The sequence below is a fragment of the Microvirga tunisiensis genome (genome assembly GCF_009296175.1).
GTDB classification, from domain to species: domain Bacteria; phylum Pseudomonadota; class Alphaproteobacteria; order Rhizobiales; family Beijerinckiaceae; genus Microvirga; species Microvirga tunisiensis.
The window spans coordinates 1-21207 of record NZ_VOSK01000101.1; the positions used below are offsets into that span (position 1 = coordinate 1).

The 21207-nt window shown below is 60.3% G+C and carries 19 protein-coding genes and 1 pseudogene; 11 read left to right on the forward strand and 9 right to left on the reverse strand.

The genetic code is table 11. From position 1 onward, the window contains the following. Positions 1-127 precede the first annotated feature (127 nt). From FS320_RS21430 to FS320_RS21445, 4 genes are all read left to right on the forward strand, one after another. Positions 128-481 (forward strand): ABC transporter permease subunit, encoded by a 354-nt coding sequence (locus tag FS320_RS21430; protein WP_244627283.1) that lies wholly within the window; start codon positions 128-130, stop codon positions 479-481. A 13-nt stretch (positions 482-494) separates the two neighbouring features. Further along, positions 495-1178 (forward strand): ABC transporter permease, encoded by a 684-nt coding sequence (locus tag FS320_RS21435; RefSeq protein ID WP_152713984.1) that lies wholly within the window; start codon positions 495-497, stop codon positions 1176-1178. Positions 1179-1456: 278 nt separating this feature from the next. After that, positions 1457-2581, forward strand: coding sequence for an NAD(P)/FAD-dependent oxidoreductase (locus tag FS320_RS21440; RefSeq protein WP_152713985.1), 1125 nt, complete (start codon positions 1457-1459; stop codon positions 2579-2581). A gap of 578 nt (positions 2582-3159) precedes the next feature. Beyond that, on the forward strand, positions 3160-3408 hold the full coding sequence (locus FS320_RS21445) for a hypothetical protein (protein WP_244627284.1): 249 nt from the start codon (positions 3160-3162) through the stop codon (positions 3406-3408). 16 nt (positions 3409-3424) lie between these two features. On the opposite strand, the gene FS320_RS21450 is transcribed toward FS320_RS21445, so the two are convergent. After that, positions 3425-4122 (reverse strand): IS6 family transposase gene (locus tag FS320_RS21450; protein ID WP_244627285.1). Its coding sequence is split into 2 segments (ribosomal slippage): positions 3425-3495 and positions 3495-4122, totalling 699 coding nucleotides; the frame shifts between segments, so codons are not numbered across the junction. Positions 4123-4170: 48 nt separating this feature from the next. On the opposite strand from FS320_RS21450, the gene FS320_RS21455 reads away from it, so the two are divergent. After that, a complete protein-coding gene (locus FS320_RS21455) occupies positions 4171-4569 on the forward strand; it encodes a response regulator (RefSeq protein WP_152713986.1) in 399 nt (132 codons plus the stop codon). Between the two features lie 24 nt (positions 4570-4593). On the opposite strand, the gene FS320_RS21460 is transcribed toward FS320_RS21455, so the two are convergent. After that, entirely contained in the window at positions 4594-4863 is a 270-nt protein-coding gene (locus tag FS320_RS21460) for a DUF6894 family protein (protein WP_152713987.1), read from the reverse strand. A gap of 838 nt (positions 4864-5701) precedes the next feature. Between FS320_RS21460 and FS320_RS21465 the strand changes: the two genes are divergently transcribed. After that, positions 5702-6325: a CYTH domain-containing protein gene (locus FS320_RS21465; protein WP_152713988.1), complete on the forward strand. Its 624-nt coding sequence runs from the start codon at positions 5702-5704 to the stop codon at positions 6323-6325. 13 nt (positions 6326-6338) lie between these two features. Here FS320_RS21465 and FS320_RS21470 read toward each other — a convergent pair whose 3' ends face one another. Both FS320_RS21470 and FS320_RS48150 read right to left on the reverse strand, forming a co-directional pair. Next, entirely contained in the window at positions 6339-7604 is a 1266-nt protein-coding gene (locus tag FS320_RS21470) for an IS256 family transposase (RefSeq protein ID WP_152713989.1), read from the reverse strand. 97 nt (positions 7605-7701) lie between these two features. Next, positions 7702-7917: pseudogene (locus FS320_RS48150) on the reverse strand (c-type cytochrome); the annotation flags it as partial. Between the two features lie 340 nt (positions 7918-8257). On the opposite strand from FS320_RS48150, the gene FS320_RS21480 reads away from it, so the two are divergent. Beyond that, complete coding sequence (locus tag FS320_RS21480; RefSeq protein ID WP_152713990.1) at positions 8258-8890, forward strand: hypothetical protein; 633 nt, start codon at positions 8258-8260, stop codon at positions 8888-8890. A 56-nt stretch (positions 8891-8946) separates the two neighbouring features. Here the strand turns inward: FS320_RS21480 and FS320_RS50245 are convergent, their stop codons facing one another. Further along, positions 8947-11943 (reverse strand): DNA translocase FtsK, encoded by a 2997-nt coding sequence (locus tag FS320_RS50245; RefSeq protein ID WP_338105435.1) that lies wholly within the window; start codon positions 11941-11943, stop codon positions 8947-8949. A 1823-nt stretch (positions 11944-13766) separates the two neighbouring features. Here FS320_RS50245 and FS320_RS21490 point away from each other — a divergent pair. Together FS320_RS21490 and FS320_RS46060 are read left to right on the forward strand one after the other, a co-directional pair. Next, complete coding sequence (locus tag FS320_RS21490) at positions 13767-14285, forward strand: hypothetical protein (RefSeq protein ID WP_152713991.1); 519 nt, start codon at positions 13767-13769, stop codon at positions 14283-14285. A 61-nt stretch (positions 14286-14346) separates the two neighbouring features. Further along, positions 14347-14529, forward strand: coding sequence for a hypothetical protein (locus FS320_RS46060; protein ID WP_192926315.1), 183 nt, complete (start codon positions 14347-14349; stop codon positions 14527-14529). Between the two features lie 95 nt (positions 14530-14624). On the opposite strand, the gene FS320_RS21495 is transcribed toward FS320_RS46060, so the two are convergent. Both FS320_RS21495 and FS320_RS21500 read right to left on the reverse strand, forming a co-directional pair. Then, entirely contained in the window at positions 14625-15608 is a 984-nt protein-coding gene (locus tag FS320_RS21495; protein WP_152713992.1) for an ABC transporter substrate-binding protein, read from the reverse strand. 392 nt (positions 15609-16000) lie between these two features. Then, entirely contained in the window at positions 16001-18304 is a 2304-nt protein-coding gene (locus FS320_RS21500) for a 2OG-Fe(II) oxygenase (protein ID WP_152713993.1), read from the reverse strand. 311 nt (positions 18305-18615) lie between these two features. On the opposite strand from FS320_RS21500, the gene FS320_RS21505 reads away from it, so the two are divergent. Beyond that, the gene (locus FS320_RS21505) at positions 18616-18957 is read left to right on the forward strand and encodes a hypothetical protein (protein WP_152713994.1); all 342 of its coding nucleotides are present in this window, start codon (positions 18616-18618) and stop codon (positions 18955-18957) included. Positions 18958-19104: 147 nt separating this feature from the next. Here FS320_RS21505 and FS320_RS21510 read toward each other — a convergent pair whose 3' ends face one another. After that, entirely contained in the window at positions 19105-19377 is a 273-nt protein-coding gene (locus FS320_RS21510; protein WP_152713995.1) for a DUF2312 domain-containing protein, read from the reverse strand. A 242-nt stretch (positions 19378-19619) separates the two neighbouring features. Beyond that, on the reverse strand, positions 19620-20015 hold the full coding sequence (locus FS320_RS21515) for a carboxymuconolactone decarboxylase family protein (protein WP_152713996.1): 396 nt from the start codon (positions 20013-20015) through the stop codon (positions 19620-19622). A 140-nt stretch (positions 20016-20155) separates the two neighbouring features. Here FS320_RS21515 and FS320_RS21520 point away from each other — a divergent pair, with 140 nt between their 5' ends. Next, on the forward strand, positions 20156-20989 hold the full coding sequence (locus FS320_RS21520; RefSeq protein ID WP_152713997.1) for a cyclase family protein: 834 nt from the start codon (positions 20156-20158) through the stop codon (positions 20987-20989). Positions 20990-21207: the final 218 nt, after the last annotated feature.

Sequence of the window (21207 nt, forward strand, 5' to 3'; positions counted from 1 at the left end):
AGCCTTGACCGGAGCACGCCCGATCAGGCCTACTTCAACCCGCTTCCGCAACGCGCGGCAGCGTAACCCCGGCAGACGCTCCACTTAGCGAACCGAAAACGCTGTTCAACCAAACCGAGCCACCTCAATGACAGAGGTTTTCCGCGGCGCCATTGTGGCCGTTCCAAAAGGGGTTGGCGAGGCTGCAAAGGCTCTAGCGCTGCCGCCCAACTTTCGGTTCCGTCTGATTACGTTTCCCCTCATGTTGCGGGTTGCATTGCCCGGGATGGGAAATCTTTGGCAATCGGCGCTGAAGGACAGTTCATTGGTCAGCGTTGTAGGATTTACCGAACTCTTGGCTGTGGGGAAGATCGCAGCGAGTCAGACAAAATTTTACCTGGGCTTCTTTTGTACAACAGCACTCATCTTCCTTGCCCTCGCGATTATCTCAAACTGGGCTTTTTCCTTGGTGAGTCGCCACCTCAATCGTGGCTTCGCATAGGGTAATCCGCAGCATGTCGTGGGATTTCTTTCTGGGCTTGTTTCCACAACTCGTCGACTCCTTCTGGATCACGCTGTCCCTTTGGCTGTTGTCGAGCTTGATTGGCCTTCTTGTCGCAACTGGCATCGCGGTCATGAGTGTGTCGAAGCAGTTGCCCATTCGGTGGATCGCACTGGGCTTCATAACAACGATCCGCGGGACCCCGCTCCTCGTCCAGATATACATCCTCTACTACGGTGTCGGAAACCTCATTGCCCAAGTGCCGGGCATTCGTTCAAGCTTTATGTGGCCCATTCTGCGGGATGGATATTGGTATGCGCTGCTCGCACTCATTATCAGTTGCGCCGCCTACTCAGGTGAGATCCTGAGAGGTGCTATCATGAACGTTCCTAAGGGTGAGATCGAAGCCGCCAAGTCCCTTGGCCTTTCGAAGACACACATGTGGCGCCTCATCATATTACCCCGAGCTTATCGCATCGGACTTCCGTCGCTTGGCGGGGAGAGCATCATTTTATTGAAAGCAACAGTCCTTGCGTCAACAATCACGGTCATGGATCTGCTCGGCATGGCAAATTACATCCGAATGCAAACCTTCAAGATCTATGAGCCCCTCTTGGCGGTCGCGATCGTATATGTCCTGCTAACGTTTATACTCACAAGGGGTGTGGCACTACTTGAGCGGCGCTACCAGTATTAGGAACCATGGACTGCAACCGAGTTGCTGCAGCCACGGGTGCGCGCTCAATCGGCCTTCCAGTATTCCTCGGCGACTTATGAGTGCTTGTTGTTCAGTTCCCTGACAGTGCGCCGTCAACCGCAATCCCGTATGGGTTTTAACGTCACCTTCGACCACCTGAGCCAAGCATCGAAGTCCCCATGCCTCATGCGCCGCTAGAGGGGAGGAGGGCACTGCACTCCCATCATGCTAACGGACCCACCTGTTTTGACTATCAAAGCCTTGAAAGGATCCTTCTTATGAACCCTCAGTTCCTACGCCGCCGCGTGGCTGTAATCGGCGCTGGCATCTTCGGTGTCTCGTCGGCTGTTCATCTGGCCCGAATGGGTGCCAGAGTAACGCTCATCACCGAAGAGCGTCCAGCAAGCGGCGCGTCAGGACGTTCGCTCTCCTGGCTGAATTCCGCTCGCATGCGCTCGGCTGAGTATCATCAATTGCGAATAATCGGAATCGATCGCTACCGGACTCTGGCGGCGCAACTCCCGAGTGCCACTTGGCTCCGCTTCGATGGGGCCTTGACCTGGGATGCCGACAATGAGGCCAACGCGATCTCAAAGGTCTATGCCCATGAACGTCGTATCGGCTATGACGCTCGTCTTTTGCGTGCGGACGAGGTTGCTGCCGTTACACCAGGAGTAAATGGTCATGTAATTCCGTCCCAGGGAGCGATCTTCAATCCTGGCGAAGGATGGGTCGATCTCCCGTCGCTCATCGATCTGCTTCTGCGCGAGTTCTCTGCACTCGGTGGTACACTTGTCAGTGAGGCGGGGCGTGCATCCATCAATGTCGTCAATGGTCGGGTCGCTGGCGTTAAGGCTGCTAACGGCACTTACATCGAAGCTGACGCAGCTCTGCTGGCTGTCGGCCCCTCCGTGCCTCAGGTTGTTGCTGAAGTCGGGTACCGTATTCCGGACGCATCCCCAATCGGGCTACTTGTTCGGACAAAGCCGATTGATGTTGCTTTGCGGGCTGTTCTAAACACGCCGCGGGTGGCTGTAAGGCCGACACCGACGGGTGCGCTTGTGCTGGATTCGGGCTGGTCGGAACGGGAAGTGGGCAGGCGAGCGGACGGTACTTTTGAGGTGAAGGACTCAACTGTTCAGGGCCTCCTCACCGAAGCATCGGCGGTGCTCGAGGGAAATCCCAAGCTTGCTCTCGACTCCTATGGCGTCGGTCGCAAGCCCATTCCAGGAGATGGTGAGCCGGTCTTCGGCGAGCTCCCAGGCATTTCGGGCTATCATATCGCCTTCAGCCATAGTGGCGCGACGCTTGGGCTCATCGCGGGCGAGCTCCTCGCAGATGAGATCGTGACAGGGGAGGCCCATCCTATGCTCGAACCCTTCCGCCCCGGTCGGTTTTCGTGAGCCAATCAGCCTTGGCCTCCGTGTCAGAGATCAGGCGGTCTGGCAGAGGACCGGAGGTCTATCTATGCAACTTCTAAATACGCCGCTAGTTCGGCTCGCGGCTGCTCCAGCTTGCCCTAGACCAAGACTGGAACGACAGAGTGCACATTGACTTCGTCTCGACGGCTGAATGTTAAATGAAGAATTGCTCTGACAGGAGGCTGAGCACCAGACCTCCTACCAGGGCCTATTCAATGTCTTCCGGCATTTCATCTGTGAGACGGATTGATCTTCCCCGACCAGTACCGTCACAAACAGTTCGCCACCTGGCGAACAATCCACCCTTGATCATCAAGCCAGAGACGACGGCGGACTTTCCGGCATGCTGGTGTATCCGGCCGGCCCTCCGGCATGGGGTCGGAATAAGGTGCGCCGGGAGACCGGCAAGAAGTAGATGGTGCAAGTCCATCGCAATGAAGGAGTAGCGATCCACATTGGCCCCGAGTCATGCGCGGGCGGTCGTGAGGCCGTCCGTGAAGCGTTGACAGGGGAGCGTGTAGGCCAGCCATTGAACCGCGAAAAGCCGGAGGGACCGCAGGATGGCGAAGCTGAAGGAGATCAAGAACGAGCTGCGACGGCGCATGCATTGGCCCATTCCCGAGCAGGGACGGTGGCTGAAGCAGGTGCTCACTGGCTACTATGCGTATCATGCCGTGCCGACCAACTTCCGGTCGCTCGGCGCCTTTCGCGACCACATCATCCGACTCTGGGCCCAGACGCTTCGGCGGCGAAGCCAGCGACATCGCTGGTTCTGTCGCAATTTGCACCTGGGGACAGGAAGATCCTAGCGCGGTCCGTATCCACTTATGCGGCGAGCCGCTCGAACTGCTCGGCGAGCGATGAATGCTGAGTGCAGACGTACTTCGTCTGCCCCTCCGTAACATGTGGATCATCTCGATGCCACCAAGGATTGCCCGAGCGCTTTTCACTGATTTGAATCCAAGCATTGGGCGAATCCGCCGTTTGACAGCACGATGGTCCTGCTCAATGAGATTGTTGAGATAAGCGCTTTGTCGAACCCTGATCGGCTTAAGCGGGCAGTTTGATGGTTCCCGCAAACGGTTCTCGGTATCGCACGACAGGATTGCTTCATAATTGGTTTGGCTGCCGTCGATGACGATCCGCTCAGGTCTACCATGCCGCTTGAGCGCCATGCGCAGGAAGCGCTTGGCGGCCGTGAGGTTCCGGCGCTCGCTGAACCAGAACTCGATTGTATCGCCATCGCTGTCAGTCGCCCGGTACAAATACATCCACCGTCCGCGCACTTTGACATACGTCTCATCGACGTGCCACTTCCGGCTGACGGCTCGCTTACGTCGGTTAAATTGCTCCAGCAGAAGCGGGGCGTAGTGGACCGTCCAGCGATGGATCGTGGCATGATCAACCTCAATGCCTCGTTCGGCCATCATCTCTTCCAGATTCCGGAGGCTCAGGCCATAGGCCAGATACCACCGGACGCACAGTAGGATCACTGAGCGATCGAAATGACAGCCTTTGAACATCATGCACCTCCGGAGTTGACCGAAGGCATAGGCCGAACTGAGTTACTGATGGGTTTGCGACAGTTCCCCCCGAAATCTCTGCGCCAGCGCGTTCTCGTCGTTGAAGACGAGTTGATCATCGGCGCGATCGCAGCCGAAGCCCTAATGGATGCAGGCTACGAGGTCTTCACGGCAGCCAGCGCAGAGGAGGCCGAGATCCTTTTGCGGGATGTGTCAGTGGATGTTCTGTTCACCGATATCGATCTGGGCGGCGAGGACGGCTTTGAGCTGGCGCAAGCGGCCCTGTCCCTCCAACCGCTCCTGTCGGTTGTCTTTACCTCGGGCCGCTCGCGGATCTGCCACGGCCTGTGCGAGTCAGTGGGAGTGTCTTTCCTTGCCAAGCCTTACCGCCTTACAGAACTGCTGGAGACGGTTGAGCGCGCCGTGAAGGCAACCTCGACGCAGTGACAGATCCTCATGACAAGCTGCCTTTTATGCGCTCCAGGAATGCGGCCCTTGATGAGGTGGGCCGTGTCGCTCGATCCGCATCGATGCGGTTACCGTGCAGACCCGCTGGTTCTGCTCGTCCCGCATCTCGATGACGACATCGCTGGTATCGCCTCTCGCCAGCCGGCTCGTGCCAATCTCAGCCGCTGAGCGGGCCGCCGCGTGCACGGCAGCTTCCAGGCTGTCGAACTCGGCGCCCTCGTCATCGCGCACGAGCGGCTTCCCGTTCTGGACATCGAAATAGTACCGGGCCATGGCACTCTCCTCTGGGCCAGCCCCTGTTCTGTCTGAAATTTCGATTGATGGGCATTCGGCACGTCAAAGCGCCCTGGCTGAGAGTGCTGCCTCAAAGTCCTCACAGCCAGGGCGTCAGCGGAGAGGAAGCCCTCCACCCACCTCAATGCCATCACCAATGGCACCGGAGTGTCTGTTCAGGCTGATACGCCACGCGCCCGGTGCACGGATCTTGTCGGGCCACAGTAAACAATCCGTATCTGTCAGCTGGAGCACGCTGCAAGAACATACGTGAGGTATGGGCGGATACCCGCCGCAGACCAACTCGCCTTCGTGACGATTGAAATGGCCATTGTTTCGGCAAAGCTTGGTCATCATTGGAGCTCTTTGCGGAAATAGATGCCAAATGCGGCTGAATTCTTCTAATCTGTCGCTTTCCCGACAGACACCGTACTTATTTTCCCAGACTGTTGAAGGGTAGGGTGGTGTTCAAGAGGAGCGGGGAGCGGTGGATCAGAAGGTAGGCCGTCCAGCTGTTGAGGATCATCCTCTGGTGAGGTCCCTTCGAGCCATTTTGAAGGAGCTGGATGACCAATACGAGCGGGAGCGACAGAACCTCATCGCGACATTGCCCAACACGAGCGTGAAGGATCGCGCGCTCGCGATGCTTGAATCTCGGCACCACCAGCGGCGGGAAAACTATCTCCGCGAGTTGACAGCCCTCCTTGAGCAAAGATCAGTCGGCTCCCTTCCTGTCTGACAGAGACAGTGCCGACCTCCCTTCCCTGACCCGTCACCACACCCTAGCTTGAGAAGGGCTGGCTCGACCAGCGTCACCCATTGCGGAAGGCCGACCCCGATGAGCGCCACCCGAGTCTTTCTACTCGCCCCCGCCCTGGCTCGCCTGATCGAGAGGGAGAGGGGAGGCCACCTCGTCCGGCAGGGCTTCTTCCCGGATCGAACAGGCCGGAGCACTCACGTGCAGGTTTCAGGCGGTACCGGCCACCTTATCCTGGTCTCCCATCATGCTGCCGGCCGACTCGAGGAGCCTGCTGAGATCTCTCGTGCTCAGGCTGAGGCGCTGCTTGAGCTGACCGCCGGACGGACCGAGGATCTGAGCATCCCGATCGACATCGGCTCGCACAGCGCCACCATCCAGCGCTTCGTCATCCCAGCGTCGCTCGATCTGATCAGCGTCGCGGTCAAACACGACAAGGCGGCGCGAAAGTTCCAGCCGCCGGCCTGGTTTGGTCCCGAGGTCACCAGCGATCTCAGCTACGGAACCCGCGCTATCGCACTCGCCGGCCCGCCCTCTACCCCGGAGGTGGAAGTCACGGATGAAGCCCTCCACAGCCTGCTCGACGCCTTGGGGAACCGTGCTGGGGAGCCGCAGCCGCAGCCGACCTGGGTGGCTCCTGAACCTGAGACATTCGAGACCGTCTTGGATCCTGAGGCGGAGCGGGAGAGCTATGACGGAATTTAGGTGATGGGGCCGATCAGGCGACGTTGTGTGCCGGCGCCGGAAAGATTTCGGCGCCGTCCTTGAACCTGACACCGGCAATCACTTTCGGCAATTGGTTTTCGCCCATCAGCCGACGCCAGCTCTTGGATGCCGCCATCACCAGCTTGAACACCATCAGCCGTGCTGTCGTTGGCGACAGCGAGCCTTTGGTGCGCACTGTGCGATGCCGGACTGTGGCGAACACACTCTCGATCGGGTTCGTGGTCCGCAGATGGATCCAATGCTCGGCCGGCCAGTCATAGAAGGCCAACAGCGCCCGTTGATCCTTGCGCACGCATTCCACGGCTTTCGGATAGCGCGCCTGATAGGCCTCGGCGAACAGATCGATGGCGACCTCGGCTTGGGCCCGTGTTGGAGCAAGATAGATCTCCCGCAAGGCTCCCTTCATGCCCGGCTGCACGGACTTGGGCACCTTGTTGAGGACATTGGCCGTCTTATGCAGCCAACAGCGCTGATGATGCGTGCCCGGAAAGAGCTCGTCGAGCGCCTTCCAGAAGCCCAGTGCTCCATCCCCGACGGCAATCCGGGGCGGGATGGTCAGGCCCCTGCGTTTGACCTCGACGAGCAACTCGCGCCAGCTCTGGGCGCTCTCGCGCACGCCGGTCTGGAAGCCGACCAGCTCTTTCTTGCCCTCCGGCGTGGCGCCGATCAGCACCAGGATGCATTCGGCCTGATCTTCCATGCGGGCCTGCAGGTAGACGCCGTCGGCCCAGACGTAGACGTATCGGCGGGCTGACAGGTCCCGGGCCTGCCAGCGCTCGTATTCACTCTGCCATTCGCCTGTCAGTCGGGTGATGGCGGAAGGCGAAAGGTTCGGGGCGTCCTTACCCAGCAGGGCGGCTAAAGCCTCCTGGAAGTCGCCGGTCGAGAGCCCGCGCAGATAGAGGATCGGCAGCAAGGCATCCAAACTCTTCGTCCGCCGGGCCCATTTCGGCAGGATCGCCGAGGTAAAGCGGATCCGATCCTCCCCCATGGCGCCGCGGTCGCGGATCTTGACCCGGCGGACCTCAACCGAGCCGATGCCGGTCTGGATGGCGCGCTCTGGCCCATAGCCGTGCCGGACCAGGCGCTCACGTCCGTCCGGCAACTTCAGCTCGCGCATGCTGGCGAGAAAGGTTTCGGCTTCGATCTCGATGGCCTGGGCCAGGAGCTTGCGGGCGCCGGCTCGGAGAATATCGGTCAGGGGATCGTCAATCGTGTCGGGCTGACGAAGGCGGACAATGTTGGTAGTTTCGTTCATGACGTATCGCTCTCTCGCAGAGGTTCTGGCAGGCTGGACACCCGCCTCGATCCGTCGCCCTTCTCACACCGTCATCACCCAGTTTCCGCCATAGCTCCATGATTGGCACGAGCTGCCGACCGTCGGGTCTGACACCGGTCCGCACTGCCTTGATAATATCGGCCTCGCTCCACTTACCGAGCCCGGTCTCGGGATCAGGGGTGAGGTTGGGCGGGTAGAAGATGCCAAGGCCGGGGATCTGGAAGCCGACCTCCGATCCGGCCAGGGGACGCTGCATGTCAGGCTTGCCGAGGAACGTGCCGGGCGTATGGCAGCCCCGTCACCATTCTCCAGCGGACGTGATCAGCAAGGCCATCTGGCTTCATTGCCCCTGCTCGCTCAACCTTCGGATGGTGGAGGAGATGCTCGCGCCTCAAGGAATTCTGGTCTGCCATAAGACCGCTCGGCCAGAACCATTAGCTGTAGCGCGCTGTCGCTCATCGTGGGTCTTGCTCGTGATCAGAGGCCGCTCCGGGCAGGTGCAGTTCTGAAGATGATCCTGTCCCAGCGTGCATTGGACTAACTGCCGGAGCCTAAGATGCCCCGTGTTGTCTGCGGCTCCGCTTGACGGGTATACCGTCGCTGTCGAGACCTGAGGCGAAAGGAGGCATTCGGTGGCGCTCACATCCAAGGTCATTGATGGCGACCTCCTCATGCTCCGGATCATGTTCCCGGATGGCAGCACGGTGACGGTGACAGCCGACAGGGACGGCAAGAGCGTCAGCGTAGCTCCCAACGACGGGAAACTCGCCGAGAGGCTGTCGTCCATCTTCCACTGGGGTACCGACAGGGTGGGCGAACCAGGCTATCCGTTCACCAGCCTCAACCAGCTCATCTATGGGATGGAGACGCTGGCCCGGTCCGCGATGAGCGTGGAACAGTTCATTGAGGGGCTGCGGGAAGTGCTGGAGGTATCCGGCAAGCCCCCTGAGCCCCAGATTGGGATCAGGACTCCATCGTTCACCGTCGTCGACCTGAGCCCGAGCGGGAACGGATGGTTTGTTGATGCCCGCTTTCAGAGCGGGGAGCGCTTCAAGCTCGCCATCAACAAGGCCAGCATCGGTTGGGTCGCAGACCCTCCGGAACCCACGCGCGATCAAGCGATTATGAAGCTCCTGTCGCGATTGAAGGGTGCCCCAGTCCCGACGGATGAGGACCTTGCGCTGCTCGTGATGGAGGTGGCGCATTACTCATCTGACATCGCTGGATGGCTCCAGGGCCTGCACTCCGCCATCTCTGAGGAGTGAGGCCTTAGAGGGAGCCTCGCGCCTTTATCGTGCGGGGACAAGGCCGTTCATTTGTTCTAATCCTCGAACTCCCCGCGCAGGATCTCCCGCTTGCCGGCATGGTTGGCGGGACCAACGATCCCTTCCTTCTCCATCCGCTCCATGATGGAAGCCGCCCGGTTATAACCGATCTGCAGCCGGCGCTGGATGTAGGAGGTTGACGCCTTTCTGTGCCGCAGGACGATGCTGACGGCCTGCTCGTAGGCATCACCTGACGCGAAACCGGCATCGTCCTCATCGATAAGCAACTCGGGAACTTCCAATTCCTCCGGTGCCTCATCGTCAGCTGTGACGGCGTCGAGATAGACTGGCTCACCCTGGCGCTTGAGGTGATTGACCACTTTCTCGACTTCCGTGTCCGAGCAGAACGGCCCGTGCACCCGGGTGATCCGGCCGCCGCCGGCCATGTACAGCATGTCGCCCTGGCCCAGAAGCTGCTCGGCCCCCATCTCGCCCAGGATCGTGCGGCTGTCGATCTTCGAGGTGACCTGGAACGAGATCCGGGTCGGGAAGTTCGCCTTGATCGTGCCGGTGATCACGTCCACCGACGGGCGCTGGGTCGCCAGGATCACGTGGATGCCGGCCGCGCGCGCCATCTGGGCCAGGCGCTGGATCGCGCCCTCGATCTCCTTGCCGGCCACCATCATCAGGTCGGCCATCTCGTCGACGATCACCACGATGTAGGGCAGCGACGTGAGGTCCATGACCTCTTCGGTGTACGTGAGCTCCCCTGAGTTCTTATCGAAGCCCGTCTCAACCGTTCGCGTGATGACTTCACCCTTTGCTTTTGCCTCTGACACACGCGCATTGAAACCGTCGATGTTGCGCACGCCGAGCTTCGCCATCTTCTTGTAGCGCTCCTCCATCTCGCGTACCGCCCAGCGCAAGGCGATGATCGCCTTCTTCGGATCCGTCACCACGGGCGTGAGCAGATGGGGGATGCCGTCATAGACCGACAGTTCGAGCATCTTGGGATCGACCATAATCAGGCGGCACTGCTCCGGCGTGAAGCGGTAGAGCAACGACAGGATCATGGTGTTGATCGCCACCGACTTACCCGACCCGGTGGTGCCGGCCACCAGCAGGTGCGGCATGCGGGCGAGATCGGCGATCACCGGCTCGCCGCCGATGGTCTTGCCCAGGCAGATCGGGAGCTTCTGAACCGACGCCTGGAAATCCGCCGCTTCCAGCATCTCGCGCAGGTACACCGTCTCACGGGTTGCATTCGGCAGCTCGATGCCGATGGCATTGCGGCCCGGGATCACCGCCACGCGGGCCGAGAGCGCGCTCATCGAACGGGCGATGTCCTCCGAGAGGGCGATGACACGCGAGGATTTGACCCCTGGAGCCGGCTCGAGCTCGTACAACGTGACCACTGGACCCGGATGGACATGGATGACCTCGCCCTTCACCCCGAAGTCACGAATGACCTTTTCCACGCGTCCGGCCCTCTCCTCCAGGATGTCCTCGGTCAGGACCTCTCCCTCCCGCTGCGGCGGCGGTGCGAGAAGCTCGATGGCAGGAAGCTGGTAGAAGGCGAACCTCGGGCGCTGGGGCACTGCGGGAGGGGGCAGCATAATGACCTGTGACCCGATGATGGCCTCCTCCCTCGGGGCGGCAATCTCCGCATCCTGGGCCGGAAGCACTACGTTCCCATGCAGGATTTCTTGCGCCGCTTCGAACACCTCGACAGGAGCGGTAGCGTCTAATCCAGAATGCTCCTCCAGCACCGGCTCAAGCGGCTCACCTGAGGGGGCAAGTTCATCCTCAGCCGAAGCGATCTTCTCAATGGAGGCTGGCTCCTTCGTGACGGCGGCTTTCTCGGCCGCGGGAGCGGCCGGCACCGCCTGCGGGGCAACTTTCGACTTGACCCTCAACAGGGTCTGGATAGGCGCAACGTCCTCCCCGAACAGGGCGAGGTATCCAAGGTCGACTTCCTCTTCCTGACCATCCGTCCTCTCGGGATTCACCTCCGCGACGACCTGGATGACCTCTCCAGTCCCATCCTCATCACGCGCGATGATAGCAACCTCTGAAACCACAGCCTCCGGAATCCTATCCTCAATCCCTGTGGGTTCCGCGAGCTCAGATTCGCCAACCATGCCGATCTTGGCCCGATCATCTACCTCCGCAGGTTTCTGATACAGGTCCTGTGACGCGGCCATGGCCCTGTCCCTGGATTGCAGCTCCACGAGCTCGGCGGCGGCACTCTCGAACACGTCCGGCTCCGAATACCCATCGAGAACGATGACGTCGGCCTCCCTGGTCTCAGAGCCACCCGCCACCTCAATGGTGGCGGCAAGGGGCGCTTCAGGGCCGTCCGGTTTGTCAGCGGCCGTCTCAGTGAGCGTAAGCAAGGAGTGTTTCAGCGAGAGGTCAATGCGATACAGAGCCGATTGAAAGGCCGACGGGACGAACTTCGTGGACGGCATCAGGAGGGAGGTTATCGGGGTCTCCGGCACGGGCTGGGAAACCGTTTCGACGGCCTCGGAAAGGGGAATCTCAACGTCATGCGCTGCCGGTGCCGGAGGCGGCTCGGCTTTCCTTGGCACATCTGCCGCCTTGGGCTGCTCCACCGCGGGAGCGGATGGCGGCTGAACTGCGCTTTGGGCCTTCTGGGTGAATGTCTTAAGTGGGGGAGCCTCGATGGCGGCGCGGAGCCTCTCGATCCGCTTGTGGATCTCGTCCTCGGGCTTGTTCATCGCCAACTCGGCCAAGCGATCCGCTCTCATCAGTTCGCCCGTTGGAAGGTCGAACACGTTCGTGTCCGGCGACTTCCTGATGAACTTGTCAGGCGTGCGCGTGGATCGCACGCCGTGATCAAGAGCGAAAGCCTGCCACCAGCCGGGTTCGGCTTGGCCCATGGCCAGCCACGGCTCCTCCCAGTTGGTGCTGGGGTTGGTGTTCAAGTTCTGGAACGGCAGGGCCTCACTCTCATGCGATCTCCTGACAGTGCCGTCCTCGGTCCGGATAGCGGACGGAAGGTAGTCGTTCGGCGTGAAGATCTTACGCATGAATAATAACAACGCTCATGAATGCGGCGGGGCCGTCTGGGCCCACACACTCTGGATGAGGCAGGTAAATACCCAGTTATTGGCACGAGCGACCATGCGATCCCGCTATGGGGCCCTCGAGGAGAAACATGTCGATGGCACAAAGACGAAGAGGGCAATGAGGGAGCAAGAATGATGCCTCGAAGCATGATGCGTCGTGCTGCACAATATTGTGCAAAGTGACTGGCTCATCGTCGGAACTTCCTAAGCCTAGCGGAAGGCCCCGCCGTCGCAGGCGGCGAGGCCTGCATCCCGGTCTCACGGTTAACGATGTTCTAAAAATCCCGTACCGCGCCGTCAAAGATGCTGCCAACACGGGCCCGAACCTTAGAAGCATGATTAGGAAAGCATCACCAAAGCCCGCAGGTGCTCACTGCAGTTGACGCACCGCTCATTCCTAATCGTCGCGCTATAAAGATACCCTATGATCGGCATTGCCGGTGGTTGCGCGCGTGACGGGAGCGCCCATACTGCCGCACCGCCGAGCAATGTCAGGACCTCGCGCCGCCTCATTCGATCAGCATCCTGGCGTGGGGTCGGGTTTGACACGCAAGGTGGGCTCTGATTCCAACCGTCATCCCTTGATCACCTTGGAATTCTCATGGGGCCCCGACGACTTTGGCGGCATCATAGCCGCAATGACTGCATCACGAAATCGGTTCGCCCAATCCCGAATGGGCCGTGATCAAGCCGTTCATGTCCAGGCCGCTGCATCGTGAGCCGAGGCAGTGGAAGGCCGCTCATCGAGGGTGATGCCGACCACGGGCAAGTCCTCTCCTAGCCCTTGATGGCGGCTTGTCACGTTCGCGGGCGTGCTGATCAAGTCCCGTCGGCGTCGCTGTTCGATATCGGTGCTGATGATAGTGCTGCTCGGGCATGGCAGAGCAATTCCCCAGCTTCCCAGCGAGCGCTCCCTACGGCTTACCGCAAGGATGGTGTCTTCCGGCTCGCCTGCCTGCACCGGTGCGTGGAACAAGTACGCATTCACCACGCTGGGCAAGGGAGCGTGCGACCATTCCATGATGGTGCCCTTCCGTCACAGGATCGGATCGCTTGATCCGTCTGTTGCCTTCAGACAGGGACACCTGGTTGGTTTAGCGCCGCCACTCGTTTCCAATGTGGAGTTGGAGACCACGAGCCATGTAGGCGAACTCGGCCTCGGTGAGCCAAGGTCGAAAGCACTGCAACCCGGTTCGCTGCGGTGGCGCAGGGTGCTTTGACATCGGACGAATGAATTCAGCTCCGCAAAGGGAGCAATGGCGCATCAGCTGGTCACCCTCCGATGACATGCCTCTGCGCCACGCGGTAAACATCTCGGCATTGGCACCCGAGTAACGGCCTATATCCTGGGTAACGTCGCAAATCTCATGGCCGTTTTCACAGGTCACCGTGTCACCCTTGTAAGCGATCATCAACGTGCCTCCCGTATGCCAGAGAGCCAACCGCAGTTTGGCGAGCCGTCACGATGCAGACTGCAAAAGCGCCGGGAACGCCGTAGGGACAGGCGGTGGAGTGGGCAGAACCCTACACGGGACGCGACACAACCCTGGGAGCCAACCATCATGCGCCTCTTTGTGCGCACGTGCAAGATGAATACGCATCATCAATTCAATCCTACGTTACGCGGGCGATCATCTTACAGGGCTGGGGCTCGTGTGCAGACCACGGCCGCTCTCAGCCGCGGCACAGGCCATCTGGAACTTGTTCCATAAAGGCAATTCTGCGAACTACGCACCCTTACTAAGCCCTTACATCTGAGGTGCTGGATCAATGCAGCTATCCTCTTGGACATCGTGAAAGCTGATGCGGACTTTGCCGATGTGCTGGGTTGGATCGTCCACTGCCCCGAGGCCAACCAATGGGTTCATCTCGCCCACGAGGCGTTCTTCAGCATTGTCAGCGAGTCTGAGCCGCACCTGGCGGTGCCGCACCCGTGCTTCGAAGTCGTTGATCAGGAACAGGGTCTCCCGATCCACGTCGATGTCGATGCGGCCATAGCGCTGGCCATCAGTCCCGGTCGCGATCTGCATGCCCTGCAGCAGGTGATGGAGCTCTGCCGGCCATTCAACGATGGGGTTCTGACTCAATGGCATAGGTGCGCCGGTGTCTGGATGATCCTTCAGGGCTTCAACACTCTAAGCGAAGGCCATGCTTCACGGTTCCAAAAAGGGACTTCCGCGAAATTATGGACGGCTGCCTCATGCGCACAGAGGCCGATCCTCAACTTCATAATAATGGGGAGTGACAACAAAGAAGATGAAGAATTTGTTAGGGTTTTGCAGGGAGTTTCTTTGCCGTCGTGACGAATGAGTCCGCCATATCTTCGCAGTCGATCTTGCGCCTCCAGCAAAAGGTATCGCGCGCATGAGCAAGACGAAGCCCGACACCACCCATTCCCTGCATCCTGCTTTAGAAGAACTGCGGCAAATCCTTGCCAGAGAGCAGACGTTAGAGGAGTTTCGGAAGCGCTATGGCTATGACCCTTCCAAACCCTCTCAATGGGTCCGAGCACGAGAGGCCAAGAAAGGGGCTGAGAAGCGGCGCTAACCTGATGCCCGCCTCAATTCCATAAACGGCCTTCCACGAAATTCGCAGCCGACCATGAAGCGCCCCGGCCAAGGCGAGTCGAGGACCCTCAGCCCTCATTCGATCACCTCGTTGGCCTGAGCGACGATCAGGGCTGGAATCTCGATGCCGAGGATTCGCGCTGTCTTCAGGTTCACCACCATTTCGAAGGTCGTGGCTTGCTCGATAGGCAGATCCGCCGGTTTGGCCCCATGCAGGATCCTGTGCACGAACACGCCTGCGCGTCGGGACATGTCTTCCACTTTGGCCGAATAGGAAAGCAGCCCGCCAGCCTCCACGTTCGAGCGATAGGAAAACACCGTCGGAAGCTTGTGCCGGATGGCAGCGTCCGCAATCTCCTTGCGGGCCGCAACAATCACCCCGTCCGAGGCGCCCAGCAAGGCTTGCGCTCCGCTTGCGGCGGCCGCGGCAATCACCTCCTCCATGGTCGTGCTCTCAGCCTCGACGAGATCGATCTGTACCCCGCGCGAGCGGCCGACCTCTTCGACCTGACGCGCCCACGCGGAATCGCGGCCGTAGGTCGGATTGCCGTGGCTGATCAGCAGCGCGGCCCGGCTCACCGTCGGAAGGGTCTCCTTGAGGAGTTCGATGCGCTTGCCGTAGAGTTCCAGTTCGATGGTCGTGAGGCCGGTCACGTTTCCGCCCGGACGCGGCAGGCTCCGCGCGAGTCCTAGGCCGATCGGATCAGGGTTGATGACCATCACAATGGGAATGGACGACGTCGCCCGTGAAGCAGCGATGCTTTCTCGCTGTCCAGTGACAACGATCACGTCGACCCTGCGGCGGACGAGATCGGCCGCGAATTCGTCAAGGAGATCGCTGCGCCCTGCGGCGAAGCGGCGCTCGAAAGCGATGTTTTGGCCATCCACGTAGCCGAGCGCACGCATCTGTTCGAGAAACGGTACGAAGACGACGGGATTGCTGGGGTCCGCCCCAAGGGAGATCAGACCGATCTGTGGCACGCGAACTTGCTGCGCACGGGTGGCGAAGGGCAACATCGCTGCCCCACCGAGGATGACGATGACGTCTCGTCGCCTCATGCGATTACCTCGTCCCCGAGCGGGTCCAGAGTGCCGGTCATTCTATTCCTGCCGTCAGGCAGGAGCAAGGCCTCGGGCCTTCAAGGCGGGTGGCCCGCCCGCTCCTTTCACCCTTAAATCTTGACTGGGAGTGTTCTGGCTCTGGCATGCCCGGATGGCCCATAGTTTTCGGAATACTTTGGAACGACATCCTATCTAGTTCCATAATGCCTGCTTCCGCTAAATTCTGGTGTAGGCGCAAACGTGCATCAAACGAGGAGCAGGTATTCTCTCCTTCGGGCTGCCGTCAGAGTTTGCACACAGCTGCACGTGAGATCCTCATTGGTGAGGCTTCAAGATCTGCTTACATAATGAACATTCCAATCAACCTTCTTGGATGAAGACCTCTCTGGCTAATTCCGCGATATACCTCCGCCATCCAGGTGGTTTACATCCTCCAAATCCTTCCTGCGTTGTTTCGCCCGGCGGTCATAGCTCGCCTGATTCTTGGTGCACACCAGCGTATAGGGCCGACCGCGACGATCCGTGGTCAAGTCCACATCGCAGTGAGCCCGCTGGATCGTCTGCTCCACGTGGGATCGGTCTGCTTCGACGGCTTTGAAGGCCCAGGCCTGGCGCTCAGGATCGGCAAGGAAGCGGCCGAGTTCCGCGCAATGGCGGCATCGACACGGGAGCACGCTGGCCCGGCTCCAATCATTGGGCGGCGCCAGCGGCTCGGCAATCCGGGTGCGCAGGTGCGCAAGGCAGGCGTCACGCAACCGCTGGACCGCCGGCTCTCGGGCAATCCTCGACCCGGCCAGCTCCCGCATGGCCGGGACCAGAACGGTATCCAAGTTATAGGTCTGGGGCCACGTCAGCATGTAATCGGCTGCACGCTGGGCCAATCGCGGATCAATCCGGCAGAGCGCCTCCAGAAGATCAATGACGAGGCGAGGTTTCACGCTGCGATCCTGCCACCATGGCCCCTGTGTTGGTGCGTGCTGCGGATCGCCTGGCAAGGCTTCGACCAAAGCCGTCGCAGCCCCTCTGAGGTGGCCTTCTCGGCCGTGTCCTTCTGCGGCCACGAGCCGGGCGAGCAGATTACCGCAGGCCGTCAGGGAGGTCGCCGCATTCCCGGCGATGATCTGCCGGATCAGGGCTGCGGCCCGCCGGGGCGATAAGAGATCGGTCGCCTGAACGATGGCATCATTGTCACCCTCAGAATAAGAGCCGTTGCCCGCCGCGATGGTCGTCAGGAATGCCTCAAGGTGGATCTTGTCCCTGAGCTGGATCAGGAGGATCAGCATCTGGGTGGCATGGGTGGGAGCCTTCTCCCGCGATGGGTATCTCGCCTGCCCATGCCAGGAGGAGATCATGTGGCCGGAGAGTTCATGCGCTTCACGCCACAGGACTGATGTGTGATCCTCGCGGCTGCTCGACCAGCGCTCGGCCAAGTCAGCCAGATAGGGGAGGGTGACCGTCAAGCCGGCCTGACACAAAACAGCAAAGAAGCGCTTGCGCGGCCAGAGCACGAGAGCCGCCCGGCGGTAGGTTCGCTCGAACGAGGAGCCCTCGTTGCCGGTCGCCTCATGAAAGTGCTCCTCGTCTGGCTCCAGATCGTCGAGAGCATCAGGCGGGCAGAGTTCATCGTCTCCGACCGGAATCTCACCCAGCACCGAGGGCTGACCATCGGGCCACCGCCATGCCGACAGGGCAATAGAGCGGTCGAGGACCTCAACCTCCTCGAATTCGTCCTCGTCCGGCTCCGACCAGCGGCGGTACGAGGAGGTGTAACCGGTGTACTCTGCACTACCGCTCTCCTGGACCGAGATCAGCGCCAGGTGGAGATCGCAGTCGGCTGCCTGGGCGGCGGCCATGAGAACCCCTGCTGCGGCAGCATCGGCGCCTTTGAGCGCTCCAAACCCAAGCTCAGCCGATGTATAGGCATGCTCGAGCGGAAAGATGAGCTTTTCTGGTTCATCAGTGGTTGAACGGCTCAGATCCGCGCCCCAGGCCTGCAGGAGTGCCGCAAGCCGGGCCTGCTGGTTGGCATAGCTGGGTGGTTCGGGCAGCCGCCCCGGCCCAGGACGCAGCAGGTTGTAGATCAAAGCCAGCCGAAAGCCCGACGTGATGGGCAGGACCTCGTGAACGCAATCGGCATAGAAGGCGGCGAACGCCACTTCCGAGGGATCAGGGCCGTGGAGGTCGAGCCGAACCTCGCGGTCCTTATGCCGGACCAGAAGCTCACCCCCGGTCGACGTCGAGGGCAACACCACCACCAGCGTGGCAAACATTCCGGGCGCTTTCTCGGTATCCCGGTGGCTCGCGAAGAAGCTGCCTTCATCATAGAGCAGCAGCTTGTAGAACTCGGCTTGCACTGGCTCAGCGACGCCAAGGCCATCACACACGCGGACCAGGATTGCACTCAGCGTCCGTGCCCAACCCCGGCCCTGGATCCGAACCTGGTCCGGGCCGATCTGCCACGTCCGACGAACCGCCGTGTCGACCAGGGTCTGCTCTCCCCGTCCAAAGGGGGCCCGCTCGGCGGCTGCGACGAGTTGCTTGGCCTGCGCTGGAAGAAGCGGCAGTGCGATCTGGCCAACGCCCACCACCTCCAGCTGTGGCGCCAGGAGCTCGATCGTGCCGGAAGCGAAGAAGTCGCCGGGGCGACGGACAGTGGCTAGCACAGCAGCCAGTTCGCTCGAGATAGAGGACATTGATGCAGCCCATATGGCATGGCCTCAATGAGGGTGAGCATACAACGTGCCATGCTCGGCGACCACGGCAACAGTCACAGACTCCTTGTCAAAACCTCTCTCCCCGACGTTCGCGTTGCGTGGCATAGATGTAAAGCGGGCATCATCAGTTGTTTAAGGCAAGTACGCTCCGCCGATCCCTCATTAACTTGATGCAACAGAAGCGGAGCCGGTCAGGTCTTCAAAAACACGCTCGCCGGCCCTGCCGCATTTCTGCCAGCATCGCAGTTAAACAGGTGCCTCCCAAGCTGAACAATAAGGAAGGATTCACCATGATTGCTCAGTCCGCGGATATCAGCCTGCCTGAGGCGTTCCTGGAGTATGAAGGAGTGAAGGTCTACCGCACCTATCAGTTCGACGATCCTTCCACCTACCCACCCTCATCCCACATCTTCACGACCTCTCCCGATGGGGCTTATTCGACCGACCCGTTCCGCTTTGACATCCGCAACCTGACTGTTCCGGCGGCGTCAGCTGACGAGGACAGTGTACGTGCTGGTGAAGAGACAGCCATCGCAGCCGTGCTGGAGCAAGCCATTGATCGTGGCATGATCGCGACGCCGGTCAACAGCTCTGCGTCACGGCCCGTTCAGGTCCATCACTACGCTTGGTGAGGGCTACTCTGGCAGCCGCACTCATCGCGAGCGCGAGAAGGACACGTTTGCAGGCGAGCGAGCATTCTTACAGGCCAATGCTCCAATCGGGAAAATAAGAAGGCCGCCGTGGGGCGGCCTTCTGCAACACTTGAGCGGTGAGTGCTGTCATGCGGCTTGCGCGGCAGGAACTGGTGCAACCTCATCCATCGCCCCCATGTAGACGTCGAGCAGGCTCTCGTGTTCGTCGCGCTCCTCCTGATCCTGCTTCCGGAGCTTGATAATCTCTTTGAGTACCTTCACGTCGAAGCCCTCACCCTTGGTTTCGGCGATGATTTCCTTCTTGGCCTCAGTCAGGTCCTTGAATTCCGTTTCGATCTGCTGGATGCGCTCCACAAACGAGCGGATCCGGTCGCCTGCAATGCCCACTACATCACTCATGGCGTCTCCTTTATTATGCATGGATCGGCACTATCCGTCATTGGGGTAAGAACGGGGTTAATCTGGAGCATCCGCCGTGTCGGACGCGACCAACAGGGAGAGCCAGGGATTAGGGATCTGAAGTCTTGCTGTTACGAGCTCTGCGCGGCAAAGCAGTGATCGCCAAAGGGCAGGGGAGTCCCAGTCGCAAATTCCGGCTGCGAACGCTCTCGGCCCGTTCGTGCTGATGGTGGCGACTACTCTCAAAGTTTGAACTCGTCATCGACCTCGACCCCGAGCGCCGTAACAATGCGGTTCGTCTCAGACGCCATCCCGACGATGGCAATCAATTCGGCAAATTCGGCTTCAGTCATTCCTTTGGCTCGAGCCGCAGCCGTATGGGAGTGGATACAGTAGTTACAGCCATGAGCGATGGAAACGGCTACGTAGAGCATCTCTTTGGTCTTGGCATCGAGTGCCCCCGGACCCATCACCTGCTTGATGCTCTCCCAAGTCCGCTTGAGCGTGACTGGATCATGGGCGAGCGCGCGCCAGAAGTTGTTGACGAACTCGGTTTGCCGGACGGCACGGATGTCGTCGAAGACGGCACGCGCCTCCGGCGAGAGTTCGTCATCGGTGAGCAGTCTAACAGTCGCCATGTGGGCCTCCATGCAAAGCCACAGCCTAGCCTATCGCATCTGGTTGGCCAGCAGGGTGGTTGTTGACAGGGCTGAGAGCCATAAGGTTAAGTTTCAGTCCCAGGGGCTTGCAGGACCGCCTTCAGCAGGGAGCCACCATCATGTGTCAGCATTGCGTGATCGACCAAGTGAAGGAAAGAATGCTCGACCGGCGCAGCCTCTTGCGCGGCGCGGCCGCTGCGGCAGCCGCGGCGACGATTGGAAGCATCGCCGCACCGGCACAGGCGCAGGCCCCCACCGTGGCGGTCTCCACCAGCGGTGTTCGGGATTTGACCCACGAACTCCACCCTGACTTTCCCACCTACTTTGGCGACCCGCAGCTCAGGATGGTGCCGAAGTTCACCTACAAGGACAACAAGTTCAATCTGAACGAGTGGGTGATCAACGAGCACACCGGAACCCACATGGACGCGCCGCTGCATTTCTCGCCGGACGGCAAGAGCGTGGCCAAGATCCCGGTCGAAAACCTTGTGGTGCCGCTTGCCATCATCGACATTCGGGCGAAGGCAGCCAGCAATCCCGACGCGCAGGTGACGCCCGATGACATCAAGGCCTGGATCGCTAAGAACGGCCCGCTTCCGGACAGAGCTTGTGTGGCGATGAACTCGGGCTGGGATGCTCACGTGACCGGGACGAAGTTCCGTAATGCGGACGACAAGAAGGTGATGCACTTTCCCGGCTTCCATGTGGAGGCGGCGAAGATGCTCCTTGAGACAACGACGGCCTCGGGCATCGCGGTGGACACGCTCTCGCTCGATTTCGGCCCCTCGCCCGATTTTGCCACTCACAATGCGTGGCTGCCGAGTGGGCGGTGGGGTTTGGAAGCCGTGGCTAATCTGGACCGCCTGCCGGAGAAGGGCGCGATGCTTGTCGTTGGCGCACAGAAGATCCGTGGCGGCACTGGCGGTCCCTGTCGCGTGTTCGCTTTCGTCTGATAAGCCCTTGCTGATGGACATGGACAGCTCATCTGAGCGGAAGACATCATCGTCTGAACCGCAGGCGAGTTGATTTTGCTCGCGGGGTTGTCTAGCCGTTCTTATGCATGGGAAGGTTGATGAAGGCTGGCGAGTGTAGCTTAAGCACTTGAAGCAGCGTAGGATTTGGTTGCTGAGACTAATCCCTGCCACCAATTGCCCTGTGCCACACTCGCCAT